The organism is Gordonia sp. PvP123 (assembly GCF_040547295.1).
Lineage (GTDB): Bacteria > Actinomycetota > Actinomycetes > Mycobacteriales > Mycobacteriaceae > Gordonia > Gordonia terrae.
On sequence record NZ_JBEPPN010000009.1, the window covers coordinates 1 to 20,441 of the forward strand.

The following is a 20,441-nucleotide window of genomic DNA, read 5'->3' on the forward strand; positions in this document are numbered from 1 at the left end:
CCCGGTCCTTGAGTTCCTCACTGTACTTGCGTGGTGCTGCCATGCTCTCCATCCTTCACAGGTTCGAGAGCCTCCGACAGACCCGGGGCGGTTCACACTGTGGCAATCACATGACGGTCAGCTTTCCGTTTCGGACCGGCGGGTGTAGTCGACGTACCACCTGCAGACGGTCGGACGGTTGAACTTCGAGCCGTGGCAGGACGTCGTGTTGATCGGTCAGGCGGCATGTGGGAGAGATCCGCATGGCAGCCGGTGAGCGCCTACCGACGACGGTCCTAGCGCGGTCCGGGGATTCTGGGCGTAACCGGAGGTCCTATTGTTGGGAGCAGAAGTGCAATCCGCAGTTTGGTGTCAATGGTGTGAGACAGCGCGCGGGTGTTGTCCAGCTCGGCTGCGATCTCGGTTGCTCGTGTATTGATGCCTTCGAGCCGGTCGGAGATGGACGCTACGGAGGTGCTGGCGCGGAAAGCGTTGTCGACAGCTGAGTTTCCACTGGAGATCACGCCTTCCAAGGACGTGTTGGCACCGGTGAGGGCGTCGCCTAATTGCTGCAGTTTGGTACCCAGTTCAGACAGCGATGTGTTGGCCTGGGAGAGTGAAGCCACGATGCCGGTGATCTCTGGCATGCCCGCTCGGGTCGCGGTGTTTGCCGGATCGAGTTGGTCGGCCCCGGCTAGTGCCTCATCGGTGGTCCCGTTGACTGTCTCCGCTTGGGCAACACCGTCTTTGAATGTTTCGCTGGTGATGGAGAGGTCTCTGCTGAGGATGAGCAGTCCGACCATCGCGGCGACAGTTATCGCCGCTGTGATGGCCCATGAAACTCTGTACATGTCAGTATGCTCCGCTGGGGTTGTGCGCGGGTCGTTTGGGGCCGTTGACCGCCGGCCCAAGCACAGCAAGTAGTGGTCCGAGTGCAGCGACCCGAGCGGCTTCTTCTTCAATCGACTTCAGTGTTGCCGAGATGGTGGAGGCGCGTGGTCCTAACGTCTTCAAAGTCGTTTGTACGCGTGCCATTCCGGTATCGACGTTGTCGAGTTGGGTTCCGACTCGTTCAAGTGCTGTGGTCATGTTCCCCACCGTGGTGGAGGCTTGTGTGGAGTTTCCGACGACGGAGGTGATTATGTCGGGTAGTGGTCGGGCGGTGCCTGCTACATCGGTGGTGTAAATGTTGACCGATTTCGCGCTGTCGGGCAGTTTGGCGGCGAGATCGGTGAGTTCAGTGAGGCTGTCGGCCAGCGGCCCGATGTCTTGGATTGTGATGGCGAGAGTGCCGTGCTTGGGTGCCATTTCGGCCGTGAGCTGATCGAGCTCGTCGGCAGAGACGATCAGCTCATTGCTCAGTGATGAAGGGCGTCCGAGGGGATCGCTGAGATCAGGCCATCGCGGGATGAATCCGTTGATCAGACACAGCACGAGTGCTGGTATCAGTCCGAGGATGGCGACGATGCCGATCCAGTTCCGGGTGCTCGTCATCACTTTTCTCCTGGCGCGGGGATTAAGTCGTCTTGGGCTGGGATGGGTGCCAGTTTGACGGTGGTGCGTGTGAGTTCGGCGTTGAGCTGGCGGACCAGGCGTAGAGCTTCGTTGAGCTTCGTTGAAATTTGGTCGACGGTGGTGTCCGCGGTCACCGCGATCTGGTTGATCGCACCGGCTGCGGTTTGCAAGGAGCCGGTAACTGCACGTAGCTGCTGGGCGATCTGGGAATCTGTCTGTCCGGCGGCGAGCAGGGCCTGCGCGTCGGGTAGGAGGTCAGTGAGTTGCTGCACGTCGCGGGCGGCGGCCGCGTTCAGGTCATCGAGAACGGCACGAAGATCCTCAAGCCGCTGCCGGGCGCCGGCGGTGGCAGAGAAGTCTGCACGGTCCTCGAAATGCTGATTGGTGGTGCGAAAGTCAGTGACGATGGACTTGGCGGTGTATTGGACCAATAACCCTTTGTGGATCGCCATGAGCACGAGTAGCAACAACAGTGCAGCCAAGACAGCCGCCACTTTGCCCGCCCACTCGGTCGCGACGGCGAAGCGAGTTGAAGTCGGAAACTCGTCGTCTGGGAGGTCGGTGCGGACTTGCTCGCCCCACGGGCGGCCGTGACCGACTCTGATTGTGGACAACGGAGACCTTTCGAAGTGCGATGAGGTGGGACGGATGGGATGCGAGATCATCCAGGGAGCGGCAGCATCTGGTTGATGGTCTGAGCTGAGGACACCGAACTCTCAAGATCTGTGACCAGACCTGACACGAGATCAAGCAGCTGGGTGCTCTGATTGCCGAACGCCTTGGCTGAAATCTTGAGCGCCTCGACTTTGGTCTGCACCTCGATGAGGATGATCCTGATTGCGTTGAGCTGATCGTTGGTCAGTTGGGCGCCGGCCGTGTTCGACGTCAGGAGGCGGGCCACGGGTTTGATGGCTTCGCCCAGGCGCGCCAGCACCGGGCCCAGCCCTGCGGTGGCGTCGAGCGCACTCTGGGCGTCAGCGGTGAGAGACGTGAGGCTCTGCAACTGCTGGGTGAGTTCGTCATTCACTGTGACTATCTGTTCGGAGCGGTGAATGCTCTCCAGGTTGGCCTGGTGCTGCTTGTCCAGACGCGTATTGAGATTGACGATGACGAAGCACAGTACTGCCAGCATGATTACTGCTATAAATGCCAGGACCATCCGCATGGGTCCGCCCCGCCTACCGAAGAACGTCATGGGGCTCCTCCTCGACCGGACAAGTCGTCGGCTGCAGCATCGGCCGACATACGGGTGTCGTGGATCTTCGCTGCTGTTTCTCGGGTGTCATCGAGGATCGCAGCGAGTCGAGACCGGTTGTGGCCCAGGCTGTCTGAGGTGCCGTCGAGGGTCACCGATAGTGAGTCGATACGTCCGGTAAGACTGTCGAGTTCACCGATGAGCATGCTCAAGCTGACGTTAGCGCGTGAGAGGGTGACTCTGATGTCGTCGCTAATCTGATCCGAGAGCAAGGTCAGCTCGTCGTGTACGCGAGCGTCTGTGTCTATGACGTTCGCGATGGCTCGTTTCATCTGGGAGAGGGAGTCGAATGCCCGGATCGTGACCCTCTCGTGGGCGATGATCGTGTCGAGGGCTGGGTTGTAGTTGTCGGCGGACACGATGGTTTGATCCAGTCGGTATGGTGTGGCCACCAGGTCGTAGATCCGAGGGGCCAGGTACACAGCCGCGAAGATCGCCACTGTCACGATCAGGACGACTTGAAGAATCTTTTGTCGCGAAGCTGACGATGTGGGAACGCTCATCATGCGCTGACCGCGGAATTCGGCCTGGTGACGTGCGGTACGGCCTCGTCTGCCGGAGGTGACAGGATCGTGAGGAACCGGACGACGACCAGGGGATGAAGCGCCGCGTCGCGAAGACGCACACGTCGACCGGCCAAGGATCGCAGCATGGCCGTTCCGGCGCGTCCGAGTAGCAGTGTCGCGGGCACGCTGAATCGCCGGACTTTGATTGGGGCCAGCTCGCCGAGTGCACATTCCAGCACTACGACCGGGCGCCCGGCAATTCCGTTGTACACGGTGGCGCCGGCGTCGCGAAAAGCGATCGTAGCGCTGTCGTTGTGCTTTGGATCGAACAGCGCAACAGGTCGGGTGAAACCGTGGCCTAGGCGGCCACGGCCAGCGTCTGAGCAGTTGTGTGCAAGGAGGGCAGCGACCTTGTTCGCGGTGATGCGGGTGTCGTTCCCGTCGTATAGCTCAATGGGGTACCCGACGTCTTTGGTACAACCAGTTTCGTGGAGATCCACAATACTCCTCTTCGAACGCGATCAATGATCTGGACTGTGCTTCGGCGACTTGAAACGTTTTAGAGGGTGTGGTTCCGCTCACCGAGCCGGAGCTGTGTGCAGGGTCGGCGTTGTCGGTTCGGAGCCCGCCGCTCACATCGGTGACGCCAGCAACGTGAGGTCGAAGTCCACATCGACCCTTGACTTGGCGGAACATACTCGGCAGTACCCTCACCAGTCAGAACAGCGGATACCTCCTCGCCGAGGATCGAGACCCGTCTCGTAGGGCGGTCGACCACCGGCAACCGGAACTGCCCCGAATCGAACGTGTCACCGTTGCGTCTCGAGGCCGGGTCGATCGCTTACGGAGGTGAGGCCCTCTGCCCACCGCCCTGAGCTCGTCTGACGGCGGGCAGAGGTCTCTCGAGACCGACAGTCGGCCCTCGCCATAGACCAGAACACGCTCTGAATGCGTCGTCCCTCAGGTCCTTGGTGGTCTCGGCAGCGATGAGTTGGCTATGACTGCGGCGCCGTGCGGATCGTCGAGTTACCGTCCCGGTGCGCTATGGCGTTCATGGCAGAGAACTGCAGAGTCCACATGTTCCCGTAGTTCGGGTACTTCGCCGACATGATCGACACAAGGTCATCTACATCCTTGGCCGACTCGTAGGCGGATGTGAAGTCCCGGATGTAAGCGCGGGTCTGAGCGATCATGGTGTCTACCGCGTAGTCGTCACCGTCGGGCCGCCTGTGCCCGGCGACAATCATGCGCGGGCGGAGGTTCTCGACGACATCGACGGTCTTCAGCCAGTCTTGCCATTCCTCAGGCGTCGACAGGCCGAGCATCTGGTGGATCTCGTTGTAGATAGAATCGCCGGCAACGACCAGATCGATGTCGGGTACGTGAACGATGCTCGTAGGGTGGATGTCAGCCTGCTTCACCTCGATGATGTGTACGGGCGAGCCGTCCACATAGATAGTGTCGCCTTCCAGTACATCCGGAATCGGGCCCGAGGCTACGCAGGTGTCGCCGAAGAGCATGCGCCACTGGTCGGTTTGAAACTCCATGGTCCGCTTCATGGACTCCACCACGTGCGGCAAAGCCACGCATTTCGCGCCTGGGAACCGTTCCAGGAGCGGCCCGAAACCCAGATAGTGATCAGCATGGTCATGAGTGATGTAGATCGTCGTTAGCTTCTTACCCGTCCGCTCGATCAGGTCGCCGAGGTCCCGAACATCCTCCTTGAGGTACAGCGCGTCGATCAGAACCACTTCGGTGGCTCCACTGATCAGCGTCGCTGTGGTCGGCGAAAACTTGCCGGAGGGGACGCCTGGATAGTCCTCGACCGGGATATCCGGCCACCGTCCGGTGAAGACAGTGGCCCGGATCGGAACGGTGGTCGAGCGAGCGTCGGTTGTCATGTGAACCTCCAGGTGCTGTGAGTGGTCAGTCACGGCTTGCTGTAACGGCCGTCACTACACACGACTCTGGACCTCGTAAAACTCCAGCTCTAGAACCAGCGTGCCTGGCGATGGAACGAGCAGGTCACTGAGGAACCCTGTGCCCCCGCGCGAGACGCACGGAGCCGTGTCGTGGGTTGCGAGGGTTTGCGGTGCGCGGGGAGGCGTCTCAACGACGTTGCCGCACGTCCTCGTAGGTATCCCTTGCAAGGTCGAACGAGATCGGGTGCAACTGATCCTTCGGGGATCGGGAGCGGCTGTCCTAGGTGGATGGATGTTGTTGCAAGTCGTTCATCTCGGCCTCGTGATGTCCATCTGATAACCGACCAATCGGACTGTTTCAAATCTTTGGCTACTCGTGCGTCGAGCACATACCGGGGCGCAAGGTAGATCAATAGGGTTCTCGATGAAACAAGAGGGCTGTGCCCCAGAAGGCCTATCGGTGCAGTTCTGGCGGTTCGTAAGGGGGATAACAACGCTCGTCGGAGTTGATGCTGCCGAAAAAACCGTGGTCAGGCAGACACCATCACGCGCCGTTAATTACCGACCAAATGTACGGCGCGTTGGGGTACCATGATCCTATGGTGGGGATCTACGTCCTAGGCCGACGATGCGGAGCCGAAGGCCGGGGGCGTCTTCTGGTCGGCGTGGTGGCCGGTGGTGCAACTGCGGTACCCGGCCGGAACCACTACCGACGCATCGCGACGAGTTCATGGGCCTTGCGGGGATCAATGAGCGGGCAAGTGATCGTCCGATGAGCCCGCGCCCAGGGTGCGTCTGGTGTCCTCGCGTCTCCACGGACGTTGGGCGTCACGACAGTGTCCGCCTTGAGGGCGTGGCGCCCTCAGCGTCGAAGCACTCCTGGCGAACATTCGCATATCGGATGGTTCAAACCCCGGTCCTGGGACCGACGTACTGGAGACATCGTCGGCCAGCAGAGGACGCGTCTTCCGGGGAGGAGGTTCTGACACCGCGATGCGGTGCGACTAGGCCCACTGCTGGCGTTCCGGCTGTACCCCCGACCCGTCTGCCGTTCTCGACTCGGTGGACACCGAGCGACAGATCGCCGCCCCAGGCACTGCGTTCGGAAGCGCCGAACTCGACCGTACCTATTTCTATGGCGGTGTCGTCCGACGACACCACTATGTAGTCTCAAACAAGACAGCAGCGGAGCGGCCTCGTGACACACACCCAAACGATCTCCAACTCACTTCCCGGGTTCTCGCCGGAAGAGGGTGATTTTCTGTGGCGACGCGCATTGCAGGAACGACTGGCCGATCTAGATCTGAGTGGCTGTCACGACCATCGCGGCCACGGATCGTTCGTGGGCCGCGACGTCGGCGACGTACTGATCACGGACTGGACGTCGGGCACCTCGCTGGAGGGCACCCGCCGAAGCGCGGTTGTCGGTAGGGAGGCGGAGTCCCTCCTTGTCCTTACTGCGACCGCCGGCACGCAGTTCGTCGAGACACCTGATGACACTGCGCTGTTGCGACCAGGCTCGCTACTTCTGATGAGTTCTCGAACCCCCGTCAGGATCGTTGTTCCCGAGAAGACCCGCAAGCGCACCGTCCGTGTGCCGTCGGCTGCGTTTGCGGGGTATGACACAGGACGCGGGATTCCGAACTTCCTGTCTATTGACATCGCCGCCAACCCTCTGGCGCAGCTGACAGCCGAGTTTCTCGATGGGATCGGTTCTCGACTGCGCCAGATGACCCCCGCCGACGTCGAGAGTTCCCGCAACGCTCTCCTGGTGTTGCTGGCAGGAATGATCCGCTCCGGACATGCACCAGATGCCGGCGAGACGGACTTCCTCCCGTTCTTACGCGGGTCGCTCGAAGACTGGATAGTGGCCCATCTCGGTGACGGCCCCATCCGGGTGGGCGACGTTGCGCTCGCGCACAGTGTTGCGCCTCGAACGGTCCACCGGGCCTTCGCCACAACGGGTGACACTATGGGTTCGGTCGTCCGTGCTCACCGCCTGGCAGCGGCGCGCAATGATCTGGTGCACACCGACTCCTCGATCGCCACCATCGCGCACCGCTGGGGCTTCTGTGATGCCAGCCATCTTGGCCGGGAGTTCCGACGTGAATTCTCCATGTCGCCGGGCGACTATCGAGCGGCGCACGGCATCGTCTGAGACCGTGGCGCGCCGGTTCCACCGCCAGGCGTTCCAGTTCTACGAGAGCTGCCTCACAACTTCTAGGTTTGTGTAAGTCGCACAACACAACAGGAAGTGAAGTGGAGATGACTCGCGAAGACATCGAATTCCAGGGCGAGGGTGACGTTACCCTCCGGGGCTGGTTCTACCACGCAGAGGGAACAGAGTCGCCCGCACCCGCGGTCGTCCTGACCCACGGTGTCACAGCCGTCAAGGAAATGCACCTCGACGATTACGCCCAACTTTTCTCTGACGCCGGTTTGAATGTCCTGGCGTACGACCACCGTAATTTCGGCGACAGTGATGGCCAGCCGCGACAAGAAGCTGACCCAGTGTTGCAATATCGCGACATCCGCAATGCCATAACGTATCTCGCGAACAGGGCTGAGGTCGACGAAACACGGATTGGGCTGTGGGGGAGTAGCTTCGCCGGTGGCCACGCACTGATGGTCGCCGCGATCGACAAAAGGGTGAAGGCGGTCGTCGCGCAGGTCCCCTTCATCTCGGGATCGGGTACGTTGAACCGGTTTATCCGACCGGACTTCGTCCCGCCGACACGAGAGATGTTCGCCGGCGACCGGCTGCACCGGTTCAACGGCGGAGAACCCAATATGCTCGCGGTCGTAACTCCGGACCCCACGGCCCAGGCCCTCATGGCCTCGTCTGATGCTTACGAGTGGTTCACCACCACCGCAGCCGATCGCGCCCCGAATTGGAAGAACGAAGTCACGGCGCGGAGCCTGGAACTCGCAACCGAATACGAGCCCGGCCACTACATCAGCCAGATCTCGCCTACTCCGCTGTTGATGATCGTTGCTACCGAGGACGGCGTCGCTCCCCACCAGTTCGCACTTGAGGCCTACGAACGCGCACGAGAGCCAAAAGAGCTGGTCTTCAGCCCAGGCGGCCATTTCGACGCGTACACCGGACCGGAGTTCGATAAATGCGCTGGAGCAGCCCGAGATCACTTTCTGAAATTCCTCGGCCCAACTGATCAGCGATGAACGAGTTCGCTGACCGTCCGGAACCGGCCATCAGCACACGCGTCCGCGGCCCCGTGATGCGGGCCGCGCTCGGTGGAGCCGAGTTTGCGGCGACCGGACTCGGCAAATACGTCAGCTGGCTGGCCGACAGAGGTCAACACTTCGAGTCCTATGACGATCTCTGGAAGTGGTCGGTCGATGACCTCGAGGGTTTCTGGGCGTCGCTGTGGGACTACTTCGAGGTGCCCGGCGCCTCGGGAAACCTTGTGCTTTCCAGCCGGAAGATGCCGGGTGCCAACTGGTTTCCCACCGCTCGGTTGAACTACGCCGAGTGTGTACTCGGAACCATCGAGGACCCGGACCGCATAGCGATAATTGGGCGTTCACAAACTCGCGAGCCGGTGCAGCTGACCTTCGGTGAGCTCCGTGAACAGGTGCGGCGAGCTCGATCGGCCTTCAAGGCTCGTGGGGTGGGCCGCGGCGACTTCGTGGTCGGGTATCTCCCGAATATCCCAGAAGCCGTGATTTCCATGCTTGCCGCCGCATCGCTGGGCGCTGCCTGGGCCTGCTGTCCTCCGGAGTTTGGATCGCGCAGCGTCATCGATCGTCTTGCGCAACTGCAGCCCAAGCTTCTCATCGCGGTCGCTGGATACACCTATGGCGCGAAGGAAGTCGACAGGACGGCCGAACTGCGGACGATCCGAGAGTCTCTGCCAACCCTTCGGAATGTGATCGGGGTGACCTACGGCATTCACGAGGTGGCTGCGAGCGAGGATTGGACTGACCTCTTATCCACGCAGCCTCCGGAGGAACTACTGTCGTTCGAGCACGTCCCCTTCGAGCATCCGTTGTGGACTTTGTTTTCCTCGGGTACTACCGGGTTGCCGAAGGCAGTGGTGCACAGTCACGGCGGAATCACCCTTGAGCACCTGAAACTGCACGCTTTTCATTTCGACACCCGCGCAGGCGACCGGGCCATGTCGATGACCACGACCGGTTGGACTGTCTGGAACGCACTGGTCAGTGCACTGATGATGGGCGCCGGGATCGTACTGACAGACGGCAACCCGCTCTATCCCGGGGTCGACGAACCGTGGCGAACCGTGGCCGAGGACGGCGTCACCCTCTTCGGTACGAGCCCGGGCTTCCTTGGGGCGTGTCGTGAGAAGGGCATGCGCCCAGGGGACGAGTTCGATCTCGCTGCGCTTCGGACACTCTCTGTGACCGGCGCTGTCTTGCCTGCAGAGCTTTACGACTGGCTCTATGAAGTGCTGCCTGCGCAGATCTACGTGAATTCTCAAAGCGGGGGTACAGATATCTGCTCGAACTTCGTCGCAGGGAATCCATGGCTCCCCGTGTACCGAGGTGAGATATCAGGTCCGACGCTGGGCGCCGATGTCGCCGCTTTCGATGACGACGGAAAAGAAATCTTCGACCAGGTCGGTGAGCTGGTGATCCGTTCACCTATGCCATCGATGCCAGTGGCGTTCTGGAACGACAAGGGTATGACCCGCTACCGCGCGGCATACTTCGACATCTATCCCGGAATCTGGCGGCACGGAGACTGGATCACCATGAGTGATCGACGCAGCGTTGTCATCCAAGGGCGATCTGACGCCACGTTGAACCGGGGCGGCGTCCGGCTCGGAACGGCGGAATTCTACAACCTCATCGAGAACCTGCCCGACATTGAGGACAGCCTCGTCGTGCACCTCGAGGACAATACGGGCGGTCCGGGGAAGCTGATGCTCTTCGTGAAGCTCGTATCCGGTGACGAGATGGGCGTCGAGACCGCAGATGCGCTCAAGAAGCTGATCCGCAAAGAATTGTCGCCCAGGCATGTGCCGGACCTCGTCGCAGCGGTCCCCGCTGTACCTCGAACATTGACCGGCAAGAAGCTCGAGACACCGATCAAGAGAATCCTCGCCGGCGCCGAGCCGGCCGATGTTGTTTCTCCGGGAGCGGTCACAGACTACGAAGCCATCGCGGCTTTCAGCCGGGCAGCTTCGAGACCTGGCCAGATCCAGTAGAGATTTATTCGCACGTATCAGCATTACCAGAACAATAAATACCCGCACAGAACAACAGGAGGATAGTCATGCCGTACTGGGAGATCTTCACCCCCAAGGGTGCCTACACGGACCAAGACAAAGAGCAGTTCTCATCCGCGATCACCGACGTCTACGTGCAATTCGTGAGCTTGCCAAGGTTTTATGTCGTCATCCGGTTCCAGGAACTGGCCGACAACGAGATGTACGTAGGCGGAAAGGCCACAACCAATTTCGTGCGGTTCGTGGTCGATCACATCGCTCGCAACATGGACGATGATGTTCGTCCCGCGGCCATGCAGGCCTTCGAGGATGCACTAGCGCCATTCGTGAAAGACAGAGGCTTCGACTGGGAAATTCACTTCGACGACACCCCGGTGACTCAGTGGCATACCCAGGGTCTGATCCCTCCGCCCGCGGACTCCGACATCGAAAGGCTGTGGGCCAAGGAAAACCGGCCCATCCCATACGATCTCGAGACCCTAGCTCCCCTCTGATCACCACATCGTCATCCGGCTCGATCGACCTACCACGACGTTCCGCACAACCTTCCCCAGTCTCGCCCAGACCTGGGAAAGGTTGTGCGGAACCTCGCGGAGGCACCCGCGTCCGCCGTTCGTCCCCGGACGACCGAAAGGTGAGCCAGTAACGCCTGCGGACACCGGACTGCGGTTCCCGAATCGCGAAATTGGCTACGACAGAACGCTCTTGCGACAGAACGCAGTCGGGCGTCACTCCAGCAGCGAATTTGAGGCGATCTCCTCAGCCTCGGTGGGCGCCACCCAACGTGCCAGTCGGGAACAGCAGCTTCAGCAATGCCGCTACTCACCATCTGAAAAAGGAAGTTTCATGAGTCATCTCGCAGGCAAGACCGCGATCGTCACTGGAGGCGCGAAAGGGATCGGCTTCGCGATCGCCCGCAAGCTCAGCGAGGCCGGCGCCAACGTCGTCCTGTCCGACATTGATGAGGCAGCCGCCAAGGCCGCTGCCGAACAACTGAACAACGCCACCGCCGTGGCCTGTGACGTTCGCGACGAAGACCAGGTCAAGTCGCTCATCGAAACAGCGGTGGCGACCTATGGCGGTCTACATATCATGATTCCCAATGCGGGAATCATGACCGTTGCCCCGTTGACCGGGCAAGATCTGGCGACCTGGCGCGCAGCGATGTCGATCAATCTTGATGGGGTCTTTCTCTCGATCCGTTATGCGGCACCGGCCATCACTGCCAGTGGTGGCGGCAGTATCGTCAACATCGGATCGGTGACGGCTCTTGCCAGCCCACCCCTAGGAGGGGCTTACTCGGCGGCCAAAGCCGCCGTGGTGAGCCTCACGAAGACCGCGGCGATGGAACTCCGCGACCAGAACGTTCGGGTCAATGTCGTTCTCCCCGGGTTCGTCGAGACCGCTCTGGTCAGCACCAACGCCGAACGCTTCGAGAGTGCCCTAGGGCTCCCTGAGGGGAGCTTCGACGGGGCTGTAAGTCAAAAGCAGGGCCGCTACGGTACGGCCGACGAGGTCGCCGAGGCAGTGATGTTCTTCGTCTCGGACAAGGCATCGTTCTGCAACGGTTCCGGCCTTGTCCTCGACGGTGGCCTCCACGCCAGCCTCTTCTAGAAGCCGCATCCCGCGCAGAACACTGAGGTGTTGGCACTACGTCAGCGCGGTGGTCACCGTTGAGCGGTGATCACCGCGCTGACTGCTATTCAGATGGAAATTTCGGCGTCATCGGCATTATCGCACCTGGCTGCGCCCGGCTGCTGATGAAATGCAAACGAGCCGCGGTCCGAAACCAAGGCAGCTCGTTGAGGTCCGATCAGCACCGACCAATCTGCAATCCAGGTGTAGTTCGTCGAGTTTGTAGGCGGGGCTGCGCCCGCCGTGTCGTTTACGGGGCCGGGCGTTGAGTTCAGCGGCGACGTCGGCCAGAATGCCCGGCCCGTGGAACGACAGGTCGGGCCTTTGGGGAGTATTGGGGCAGCAGTCCGTTGGTGTTCTGGTTGCCTCGCTGCCAGGGGATTGTGCGGATCGGCGAAATAGATGGGCAACTCGGTCGCTGCGGTGCGTTACCGGTCCCCATGATCAGGTCACCTTCCCAATGGCCGGGCACCGCCCGATCATCAGCCTCGGCCCGCCGCTCACTGATAGACACCATGTTCTTGAAACGCTCGCGGTCAGAGGTACTGCGTCCCTGCGGTTTACGACGGACACGTCCGGTACGCAAAGCGGTCTGGACTTCCTTCTTCAGTCCGCGGCGGGCCTGGACGTGGAGCGCCTGATGGATCGTTTCGTGGGACACCTGCATCTCCGCGTCGTCGGGAAATCCACCGACAACGATCCCGAGATCTGTGCCGGACTATGAGTCGATCGGCGACTTCAGTGTGAAGACGGGTCCCGGGCACCAATTTGCGTTACTTAGGACGGCGACGAGCTGCCTCGGCCCGGTTCTGCGCCACCAACGCCCGGTACCGGCTGGCCCGATCGATCGGTACTCCCCGGGCCAACTCCCGGCTGATCGTCGAGCGTGCCCGGCCCATCAACCGAGCGATCTGCGCCGGATGGTAGTGGGCGGTGACGAGATCCTCGATGCGGCACCGACCCTTCCAGGACAATCGGTCTACACCGTGGTCGACGACTGCCTCTAACTGCGGGTTGCTCGTGACAGGACGCACCCCACCAGCCTGCTTGAACCACTCCTGACCAGCCCACCTCGACACGCCCGCCGCCCTGGCCGCGGCACACAGTCTCAACAGTCAAGCTGCTGCGGTGACCGCGAACCTGCCCTATGCCTGTCGCGAACGTCGGCTGATGTTCACAGGCTTGGAATACGTACGGTCCGACTGTCTCCACGGAACTCCGCGATCACATGATCGCCGACGCTGACCGCCACATCGTAGAGGCCGTTGCGGCCGTAGCGCGATCGTTCCGTCGCGGTAGCAACCAGTACGTCGCCGAGCCGGGTAGGACGCAAGTACCGGATGTCAGCGCGGGCCGCGACCGCGGAGTCCTCGTAGCTGTTGCACGCCAAGGCGAAGGTTGTGTCGGCGATCAGGAAGACGTAACCGCCGTGGGTGATCCCATGACCGTTGACCATCAGTTCGGTGACGGTCATCGTGGTGCGTGCGAAACCGTCTCCGAGTTCGACCATCTCGATACGGAGGGCCTTCGACGCGGCGTCGGAATCGAACATTCTCCTCGCGACCATATGACTGCGCTGTGTGACCGACTGCTCAGGATTCATGGGCCGACGACCTCTTCATCGGTGATGAACATCGTTGCGCCACCGGAGGCGAAGTTCTTCACATCGCGGCCGGTGGCTCTCATCTCGGGTGAGACCAATGCCGTCCTCAGCGCGTCTCGGTCAGGGAAGTACAACCCGGCGACCGAGTAGTACGGCGGCTCTGAGTCATCGAGCGAGCTGACTTTGCCGTAGACGTAGGCCTGCAGCCCAGGCACTTTTCTAGCCATCGGGATGTGCGCGTTGGTGTAGTGGTCATCAAAAGCCGCTGGGTCAGAGGGTGTTCCGTAACAGACCGAGACTCTGATGGTCATTCCTGCTCTCCTTTGGCAACGAGCGTGAGCACGTCATAGGTGGCCACCGGGTCGCGATTCTGGTTGGTGACGACGGCGTCCCATCGGACCTCGCCGTAGTCGGTGCTGTGGCGGGGTGTGATCTGTTTAGCTGTCAAAGTCACGGTCAGACTGTCCTCGGGCTTGACCGGCGTGAGGAAGCGCAGATTGTCGACGCCGAAGTTCGCCAGCACGGGGCCGGGGGGTGGGTCGACGAATAGGCCGGCGGCTAGTGAGACCACAAGGTAGCCGTGGGCGACGATGCCTCCGAAGATCGGATTGGCTGATGCAGCCTGCACGTCGGTGTGGGCGTAGAAGGTGTCGCCGGTGAAGTCGGCGAAGTGATCGATGTCGGCGCGGGTCACCGTCCGAGGCCCTGCGATGACGGTGTCGCCCAGACGCAATTCGTTCAAATTCTTCCGGAATGGATGTGTCCCTTCGTTTCGGGACGTTCCGGTGACCCATTTGTTCCCGACTGCGGTCAGGATCTCGGGCGTGCCTTGTACGGCGGTACGCTGCATGTGATGGAGGACACCGCGTATTCCGCCCAGTTCTTCGCCGCCACCTGCTCGTCCCGGACCCCCGTGGACCAGCACCGGGAGCGGAGAACCGTGGCCGGTGGATTCCTTGGCGTCGTCACTGTTCAGTATCAGAACGCGACCGTGGTAGGGGGCCAGTCCGAGGACGATCTCGCGGGCGGTCGCTGTGTCTTTGGTGATGACGGAAGCGACTAGGCTGCCCTGGCCGCGTGCAGCGAGGTCGATGGCGTCAGCGGTGTCGTCGTAGCCGATGACCGTGCAGACGGGGCCAAAGGCTTCGATCTCGTGCGGCTCGATGGCGTTCCTGTCGTCTGCTCGCAGCAGGATCGGGGAGAGGAATGCGCCCTTGGCTGGGTCGGCGTCGACAAGGTCGACGTGATGAGGGTCCCCGAAGACTACGTTCGTCGACTTCATCAGTGCGCGCACCGATTTGAGTACTTCGTTGCGTTGCTCGACGCTCGCGAGTGCCCCCATCTGTACGTTTTCGGACGTCGGGTTTCCGATGGTGATCTTAGTCAGTCGTGCGCTCGTGGCTTCGATGACCGCGTCGATGCGGCTGTTGGGCACGATGGCCCGGCGAATCGCGGTGCATTTTTGTCCCGCTTTCACAGTCATCTCGGTGACCAGCTGTTTGATGAACAGATCGAACTCGAGATCGTGAGGTGCGACATCGGGGCCAAGGATGGAGGCGTTGAGCGAATCGGCCTCTGCCGTGAAATGCACGCCGCTTTTGACCACGCGTGGGTGTGCGCGTAGCAGAGCGGCGGTGTCTGCGGACCCGGTGAAGGCCACCGAATCCTGACCACCGAGGTGGTCGAGTAGGTCTAGCGCGCTGCCGGAGATCAGTTGGACTGACCCCTGAGGTAGCAGCCCGGTCTCGATGATGCGGCGGAACACCAACTCCGTGAGGTAGGCGGTTTGACTGGCGGGTTTGATGATCGACGGGACACCTGCGATAAACGCGGGTGCAAGCTTCTCTAGGAAGCCCCATACCGGAAAATTGAAAGCGTTGATCTGCACCGCGACACCGTGCCGAGGCGTATAGATGTGCTGGCCGAGGAAGGTGCCCGCCTTGCCCAGCTTTTCCGAAGCCCCATCGAGATACACGGTGTCGTTGGGGAGTTCACGCCGCGCCTTGCTTGCGTAGCTCAAGACGGTCCCGATACCGCCGTCGATGTCTACTGCGGAATCCCTGGCTGTCGCGCCGGTAGACGCCGACAATTCGTAGAATTCGCGCTTACCTTCCATCAACGTTAGGCCCAGCTGCTTGAGCAGCGCTGCGCGCTCATGGAACGTTAGCTCGCGTAGTGCCGGACCGCCGACTCGGCGAGCGTGGTCGACCATGCCGGCAACGTTGAGGCCCGCCGACGAAATACGGGCCACCTCGCTTCCGTCAACGGCACTCAGCAAAGGGGTGCCCGCGTCGTGCGCGGCGAACCACGCGCCCTGCGCATAGCTCTCGAGTAGTCTGCTCACTTCAACTCCATCTCACCGTACGTTCGGTCGGTAATTACCATCGCTGCGCACAGTGGATGTTGTCAAGGCGGGGCCCTCTCCCAGAGGTACGCGTCAGGTGCGGCGTAGCCCGTCGAAGGTTAGCGCCACAACGGCGTCGGCAATGTCGGTCGAGGACCCACTGCTTCGGGGTCGGTACCACTCGATCAGGGAGTTCACCGTCCCGAATAACAATCGCGCCAGTACGTGTGGGTCTATCCCGATGCGAAGGTCCCCCTCGTCGGCGGCGGCGACAGCGAGTCCGGAGACGAAATCGTCGAATTCACGCCGGCGGGCAAGCGCACGCCGTTCGACGGCGCTGTTGCCTCGAAGGCGGAGCAGAAGCGTGACATAAGGCAGTTCGGCGACGAGGATTTCGACACTGCGGCGGACCAGGTACTCCAGACGCTCGATCGAAGCCCCTTCGGTTGCTCCGGACTCGGTGGTCACTGCGAAGAGCGCGTTGAGTGCGCGGTTGAGGGCGAGTTCGAGCAGCTCCTCTTTTCCCGCGACGTGGTGATAGATCGAGGATTTGCTGATTCCGAGGCGTTCGGCGAGTGCATCCATGCTGGTTCCGTCGTAACCCTTGTCGTTGAACACTTTGACGGCTACGGCAAGGAGCGAATCGAGGTCGTACCCGGGCCGGCCGGGGCGGCCGGACCGTCGAGGGGAGCGTGCGCTGGTCATGCCAATCATCTTGACATCTATCCGACCCCATGCCACTAGGTGCAGGTCTCCATCGGTTCTTGATTACCGACCGAAGAGTTGGTTACTGTTGGCGTATCGAGACAAGGAGTGAAGGTGACTGACGTCTTTTTGGTGGACGGGGCGCGAACCGCCCAGGCCCGCTACGGTGGTGCACTTTCCGGGGTGCGACCGGATGACCTGGCTGCACTTGTGGTGCGGGAGGCAATCCGGCGAGCTGACGTTCCCGATGACCAGGTGGACGAGGTGATCCTCGGCGCGGCCAACCAGGCGGGCGAGGATAATCGCAATGTTGCCCGGATGGCAGTGCTGCTTGCGGGGCTGCCCGATTCCGTCCCTGGTTATACCGTGAATCGCCTGTGTGCCAGTGGACTTACTGCGTTGGCGACGGCTGCGAGCACCATCCGTGCGGGTGAGGCCGACATCATCGTCGCCGGCGGTGTCGAGTCGATGACTCGGGCGCCCTGGGTCACCGCCAAGCCGACGAAGGCATGGGCCAAACCGGGCGAATCATACGACACGGCGCTCGGCTGGCGTTTCACCAACGCTGCGTTCGTCGATCGTGACGAGCGCTCACCCGAAGGGCCGACACCAGGTCATGGTCGGATCACACTCGCGATGGGGGAAACGGCCGAAGAGGTCGCGGCTGTCGAGGGGATCTCCCGTGCGGAAAGTGATGCCTTCTCGCTTCGGAGTCAACAGCGCGCTGCAGCAGCCATCGACGCAGGACGGTTCGCCCGGGAAATCGTGCCGGTACAGATACCCACAGGACGTGGACGTACGCAGAAGTTCGACATCGATGAGACCCCGCGGCGGGACACGACACTCGAGAAGTTGGGCACGCTACCGACGATCTTCCGCGCCGGAGGCATCGTCACGGCCGGATCATCGTCGCCGCTGACCGACGGCGCCGCGGCGCTGGTGGTCGCGAGCGAAGCGGCCGTCCGTGAGCACGGCCTCCGAGTTCGGGCGCGGATCGTCGGATCTGCGAGCGCGGGCGTGGCCCCGAACGTAATGGGTCTCGGTCCTGTGCCCGCGACTCTAAAGGTGCTCGCCCGTGCCGGGTGGTCGGTCGAAGACCTTGGTGCGATCGAACTCAACGAGGCCTTTGCCGCGCAATCGCTCGGTGTCATTCGGCGGCTGGAGCTCGACGAGAACATCGTCAACGTCGATGGCGGTGCGATCGCCTTGGGGCACCCGCTGGGGGCATCCGGCGCGCGGATTGTGCTTACGTTGCTGGGTCGGATGGAACGCGAAGGCGCCCGGCGAGGCCTGGCGACTCTGTGCGTCGGTGTAGGACAGGGTGTCTCGATGTTGATCGAGGCGCCGTGACCACCATCGACGTTGACGAGCGTGATGACCGTTTAGTCATAACGCTGAACCGCCCCGCGCAGCGAAACGCCATCAACGCTGCGATGATCGCCGATCTGCACGACGTCTGCGGGCTCGCCGAGCGGAGTCCGAAGCCGGTCATCCTGGTCGGCAAGGGGGACCACTTCGCCGGCGGAGCCGACATCGCGGAGCTCCGAGACCGGAGGCGCGCCGAGGCGCTGGCCGGGATCAACCGGAATCTTTTCGATCGATTCGCGCGACTGCCCCAGCCGACCGTGGCCGCGGTCAGCGGTTACGCGCTCGGCGGTGGAGCGGAACTCACCTACGCGTGTGACATCCGGATCGCCACCCCGACAGCGGTTTTCGGCAACCCCGAGCCGGGTCTGGGAATCCTCGCCGCCGCCGGCGCGAGCTACCGGTTGCCGGAGCTGATAGGTGTTTCGATCGCCAAGCAGGTATTGCTCGGAGGCCGTACACTCGACGCTTCTGCTGCCTTGCAGGCAGGGCTCCTGATGGAGATCGTCGACGATCACCTCGATGCGGCGCATCGGCTTGTTGATCGAATCGTGCGGCAGTCCCCGCTGGCCCTGCGTCTGACCAAGACCATCGTCGATGCGCCGGGCGCGCACCCGTGGGCCGACGACATCGCCCAGGCGGTGCTGTTCGAGACCGAGGACAAACAGGACCGGATGACCGCGTTCCTGGAAAGGGCGAAGCGATGACCGGAGTACCAGCTCGCGTTGGAGTGATCGGTGGCGGGCGAATGGGCGCTGGCATCGCCCAGGTGTTCGCGACACTCGGATCAGAGGTGGCCATCGCCGAGGCCTCCGACCAGATCGCCGCCCTCGATCGGGTCACCACGGGTCTGCGGCGTGCGCACGAGCGCGGCAAGCTCGACGGCCAGGAAGTGGGCGCGGTGGCCGAGAAGGTGACCACCGTCGGCGACCCTCTCGAATTACCGTCGGCGCTGGATCTCGTGGTGGAGGCCGTCCCGGAGATCCCGTCGCTGAAGGTCGACGTGCTGGCGGCGGTCGAGAAGGCCGTCGGTCCGTCAACGGTTATTGCCAGCAATACGAGTTCGATCTCCATCGCTGAACTCGGTGCTGCTCTGCATGATTCGAGCCGCTTCATCGGCATGCACTTTTTCAACCCGGTGCCGGCATCGGTCCTGGTCGAGATCATCCGCACCTCCACGACATCGACGACGGTCGTAGAAACCGTCCGCGCCTGGGTGAAACTCCTCGGCAAGTCCGAGGTCCTGGTCAACGACTCGCCGGGTTTCGCAACCAGCCGCCTCGGCGTGTGCCTCGGGCTGGAAGCGATCCGAATGCTGGAGGAAGGGGTCGCCGACGCCGAATCGATCGACCGCGCCATGGAACTCGGCTACCGCCATCCGATGGGACCGCTACGTTCTACCGATCTTGTTGGACTCGACGTGCGCCTGGCGATCGCCGAACACCTCGCCCGGACCCTGGGGCCGCGTTTCGATCCGCCACCGTTGCTGCGAGACAAAGTTGCCCGTGGCCACCTGGGTCGTAAGACCGGCCGCGGGTTCCACGAATGGGAAGGATCTACGTCATGACCGTCACTCTCGACATCTCCGAAGGCCTGGCCACGATCACGTTGGCGAGGCCGTCTGCGCACAACGCCCTCGACGAGGCGACGAAGGTCGCCTTCGTCGACGCGGTCCGCGGCGCCACCGTGCCCGAGGTCCGCGCGGTGCTGCTCACGGCTGAGGGAAAGAACTTCTGCGTAGGGCAGGATCTCGGCGACCACGTTGAGGCTCTGAACGCCGACGCCGCAACGGCGATGAACACCGTCGGGGAGCACTACAACCCACTGATCCGCGCTCTGGCCGCGATCGAGGTGCCTATCGTCGCTGCGATTTCCGGCGCGTGCGTGGGCGCGGGCTGGGGGATCGCACTCACCGCCGACATCCGGATCGCGGGAGAGAGGACCTCGTTCGCGACTGCTTTCAGTGGCATCGGCCTGGCCGCCGACTCTGGACTCAGTCAGTCCCTTGTCGCCAATCTCGGCCCGGGGCGGGCCGGCGCTCTGCTTCTGCTCGGCGACAAGGTCTCCGCTGCCCAGGCCCTTGACTGGGGTCTGGTGCATCGCGTGGTGGCCGACGACGAGGTTCGCGACGTCGCCTCGGGTATTGCCTGGAAGCTCGCTGCGGGCCCGACGCTCGCGTACCGGCAGATCAAAGACCTCGTCTCGGCCTCGGCGGCGGGTCTCGACGCCGCCCTCGACCGCGAATTCCACGCGCAGGTCGCGTTGGGCGAAACTGCCGATCACAAAGCTGCCGTGGACGCATTCCTCGCCAAGCAGAAGCCGGTGTTCACCGGCCTGTGAGCCGCCGCCCTTGTGTCCATGAGCATTATCACGCATACTATTACCAACCGATCATTCGG

20 protein-coding genes and 1 pseudogene are annotated in these 20,441 nt (G+C 62.2%); 9 read left to right on the forward strand and 12 right to left on the reverse strand.

What is annotated here, in order from left to right; genetic code table 11:
* Nucleotides 1-275 precede the first annotated feature (275 nt).
* From ABIC25_RS18150 to ABIC25_RS18180, 7 genes are all read right to left on the reverse strand, one after another.
* Nucleotides 276-782 carry a hypothetical protein gene (locus ABIC25_RS18150; protein WP_239399669.1) on the reverse strand — a complete coding sequence of 169 codons (507 nt, stop codon included), beginning with the start codon at nucleotides 780-782 and terminating at the stop codon, nucleotides 276-278.
* Between the two features lie 49 nt (nucleotides 783-831).
* Nucleotides 832-1,473 carry a hypothetical protein gene (locus ABIC25_RS18155; protein ID WP_239399667.1) on the reverse strand — a complete coding sequence of 214 codons (642 nt, stop codon included), beginning with the start codon at nucleotides 1,471-1,473 and terminating at the stop codon, nucleotides 832-834.
* Nucleotides 1,473-2,108: a hypothetical protein gene (locus tag ABIC25_RS18160; RefSeq protein WP_239399665.1), complete on the reverse strand. Its 636-nt coding sequence runs from the start codon at nucleotides 2,106-2,108 to the stop codon at nucleotides 1,473-1,475. Before ABIC25_RS18160 ends, ABIC25_RS18155 begins: the two co-directional genes overlap by 1 nt.
* A 47-nt stretch (nucleotides 2,109-2,155) precedes the next feature.
* Nucleotides 2,156-2,626, reverse strand: coding sequence for a hypothetical protein (locus tag ABIC25_RS18165; RefSeq protein ID WP_502916473.1), 471 nt, complete (start codon nucleotides 2,624-2,626; stop codon nucleotides 2,156-2,158).
* 59 nt (nucleotides 2,627-2,685) lie between these two features.
* On the reverse strand, nucleotides 2,686-3,195 hold the full coding sequence (locus ABIC25_RS18170) for a hypothetical protein (protein WP_354562576.1): 510 nt from the start codon (nucleotides 3,193-3,195) through the stop codon (nucleotides 2,686-2,688).
* A gap of 56 nt (nucleotides 3,196-3,251) precedes the next feature.
* Nucleotides 3,252-3,755, reverse strand: a complete 504-nt coding sequence (locus tag ABIC25_RS18175) for a hypothetical protein (RefSeq protein WP_239399659.1) — start codon at nucleotides 3,753-3,755, stop codon at nucleotides 3,252-3,254.
* Nucleotides 3,756-4,250: 495 nt separating this feature from the next.
* A complete protein-coding gene (locus ABIC25_RS18180; RefSeq protein WP_239399657.1) occupies nucleotides 4,251-5,156 on the reverse strand; it encodes an MBL fold metallo-hydrolase in 906 nt (301 codons plus the stop codon).
* A gap of 1,219 nt (nucleotides 5,157-6,375) precedes the next feature.
* On the opposite strand from ABIC25_RS18180, the gene ABIC25_RS18185 reads away from it, so the two are divergent.
* The 5 genes from ABIC25_RS18185 (at nucleotide 6,376) to ABIC25_RS18205 (ending at nucleotide 12,004) form a co-directional block, all read left to right on the forward strand.
* A complete protein-coding gene (locus ABIC25_RS18185; RefSeq protein WP_239399655.1) occupies nucleotides 6,376-7,335 on the forward strand; it encodes an AraC family transcriptional regulator in 960 nt (319 codons plus the stop codon).
* A 107-nt stretch (nucleotides 7,336-7,442) separates the two neighbouring features.
* Nucleotides 7,443-8,360, forward strand: a complete 918-nt coding sequence (locus ABIC25_RS18190; RefSeq protein ID WP_239399653.1) for an alpha/beta hydrolase — start codon at nucleotides 7,443-7,445, stop codon at nucleotides 8,358-8,360.
* Entirely contained in the window at nucleotides 8,357-10,369 is a 2,013-nt protein-coding gene (locus tag ABIC25_RS18195) for an acetoacetate--CoA ligase (protein ID WP_354562578.1), read from the forward strand. The genes ABIC25_RS18190 and ABIC25_RS18195 overlap by 4 nt, the downstream gene beginning before the upstream one ends.
* A gap of 68 nt (nucleotides 10,370-10,437) precedes the next feature.
* On the forward strand, nucleotides 10,438-10,884 hold the full coding sequence (locus ABIC25_RS18200) for a tautomerase family protein (RefSeq protein ID WP_239399649.1): 447 nt from the start codon (nucleotides 10,438-10,440) through the stop codon (nucleotides 10,882-10,884).
* A 352-nt stretch (nucleotides 10,885-11,236) separates the two neighbouring features.
* Nucleotides 11,237-12,004 (forward strand): SDR family NAD(P)-dependent oxidoreductase, encoded by a 768-nt coding sequence (locus tag ABIC25_RS18205; protein WP_239399648.1) that lies wholly within the window; start codon nucleotides 11,237-11,239, stop codon nucleotides 12,002-12,004.
* A 228-nt stretch (nucleotides 12,005-12,232) separates the two neighbouring features.
* Here the strand turns inward: ABIC25_RS18205 and ABIC25_RS24960 are convergent.
* The 5 genes and pseudogenes from ABIC25_RS24960 to ABIC25_RS18230 all read right to left on the reverse strand — a co-directional run.
* A pseudogene (locus ABIC25_RS24960) lies at nucleotides 12,233-13,140 on the reverse strand (IS30 family transposase); the annotation flags it as partial.
* Between the two features lie 59 nt (nucleotides 13,141-13,199).
* Nucleotides 13,200-13,577 (reverse strand): hydroxyphenylacetyl-CoA thioesterase PaaI, encoded by a 378-nt coding sequence (paaI, locus tag ABIC25_RS18215; protein ID WP_239399645.1) that lies wholly within the window; start codon nucleotides 13,575-13,577, stop codon nucleotides 13,200-13,202.
* Between the two features lie 47 nt (nucleotides 13,578-13,624).
* Nucleotides 13,625-13,939, reverse strand: coding sequence for an EthD family reductase (locus ABIC25_RS18220; protein ID WP_239399643.1), 315 nt, complete (start codon nucleotides 13,937-13,939; stop codon nucleotides 13,625-13,627).
* Nucleotides 13,936-15,972 carry a phenylacetic acid degradation bifunctional protein PaaZ gene (paaZ, locus tag ABIC25_RS18225; protein ID WP_239399641.1) on the reverse strand — a complete coding sequence of 679 codons (2,037 nt, stop codon included), beginning with the start codon at nucleotides 15,970-15,972 and terminating at the stop codon, nucleotides 13,936-13,938. The genes ABIC25_RS18220 and paaZ overlap by 4 nt, the downstream gene beginning before the upstream one ends.
* Before the next feature lie 93 nt (nucleotides 15,973-16,065).
* Nucleotides 16,066-16,677, reverse strand: a complete 612-nt coding sequence (locus tag ABIC25_RS18230; protein ID WP_239399782.1) for a TetR/AcrR family transcriptional regulator — start codon at nucleotides 16,675-16,677, stop codon at nucleotides 16,066-16,068.
* 114 nt (nucleotides 16,678-16,791) lie between these two features.
* On the opposite strand from ABIC25_RS18230, the gene ABIC25_RS18235 reads away from it, so the two are divergent.
* Genes ABIC25_RS18235 through ABIC25_RS18250 form a run of 4 tightly spaced genes read left to right on the forward strand, consistent with a single transcriptional unit; the run spans nucleotide 16,792 to nucleotide 20,382 of the window.
* Nucleotides 16,792-18,027, forward strand: coding sequence for a thiolase family protein (locus tag ABIC25_RS18235; RefSeq protein ID WP_239399639.1), 1,236 nt, complete (start codon nucleotides 16,792-16,794; stop codon nucleotides 18,025-18,027).
* Nucleotides 18,024-18,749 (forward strand): enoyl-CoA hydratase/isomerase family protein, encoded by a 726-nt coding sequence (locus ABIC25_RS18240; protein WP_239399637.1) that lies wholly within the window; start codon nucleotides 18,024-18,026, stop codon nucleotides 18,747-18,749. Before ABIC25_RS18235 ends, ABIC25_RS18240 begins: the two co-directional genes overlap by 4 nt.
* Complete coding sequence (locus tag ABIC25_RS18245; protein ID WP_239399635.1) at nucleotides 18,746-19,609, forward strand: 3-hydroxyacyl-CoA dehydrogenase family protein; 864 nt, start codon at nucleotides 18,746-18,748, stop codon at nucleotides 19,607-19,609. Before ABIC25_RS18240 ends, ABIC25_RS18245 begins: the two co-directional genes overlap by 4 nt.
* Nucleotides 19,606-20,382 carry an enoyl-CoA hydratase/isomerase family protein gene (locus tag ABIC25_RS18250; protein ID WP_239399633.1) on the forward strand — a complete coding sequence of 259 codons (777 nt, stop codon included), beginning with the start codon at nucleotides 19,606-19,608 and terminating at the stop codon, nucleotides 20,380-20,382. The genes ABIC25_RS18245 and ABIC25_RS18250 overlap by 4 nt, the downstream gene beginning before the upstream one ends.
* The last annotated feature ends 59 nt before the right edge of the window (nucleotides 20,383-20,441 follow it).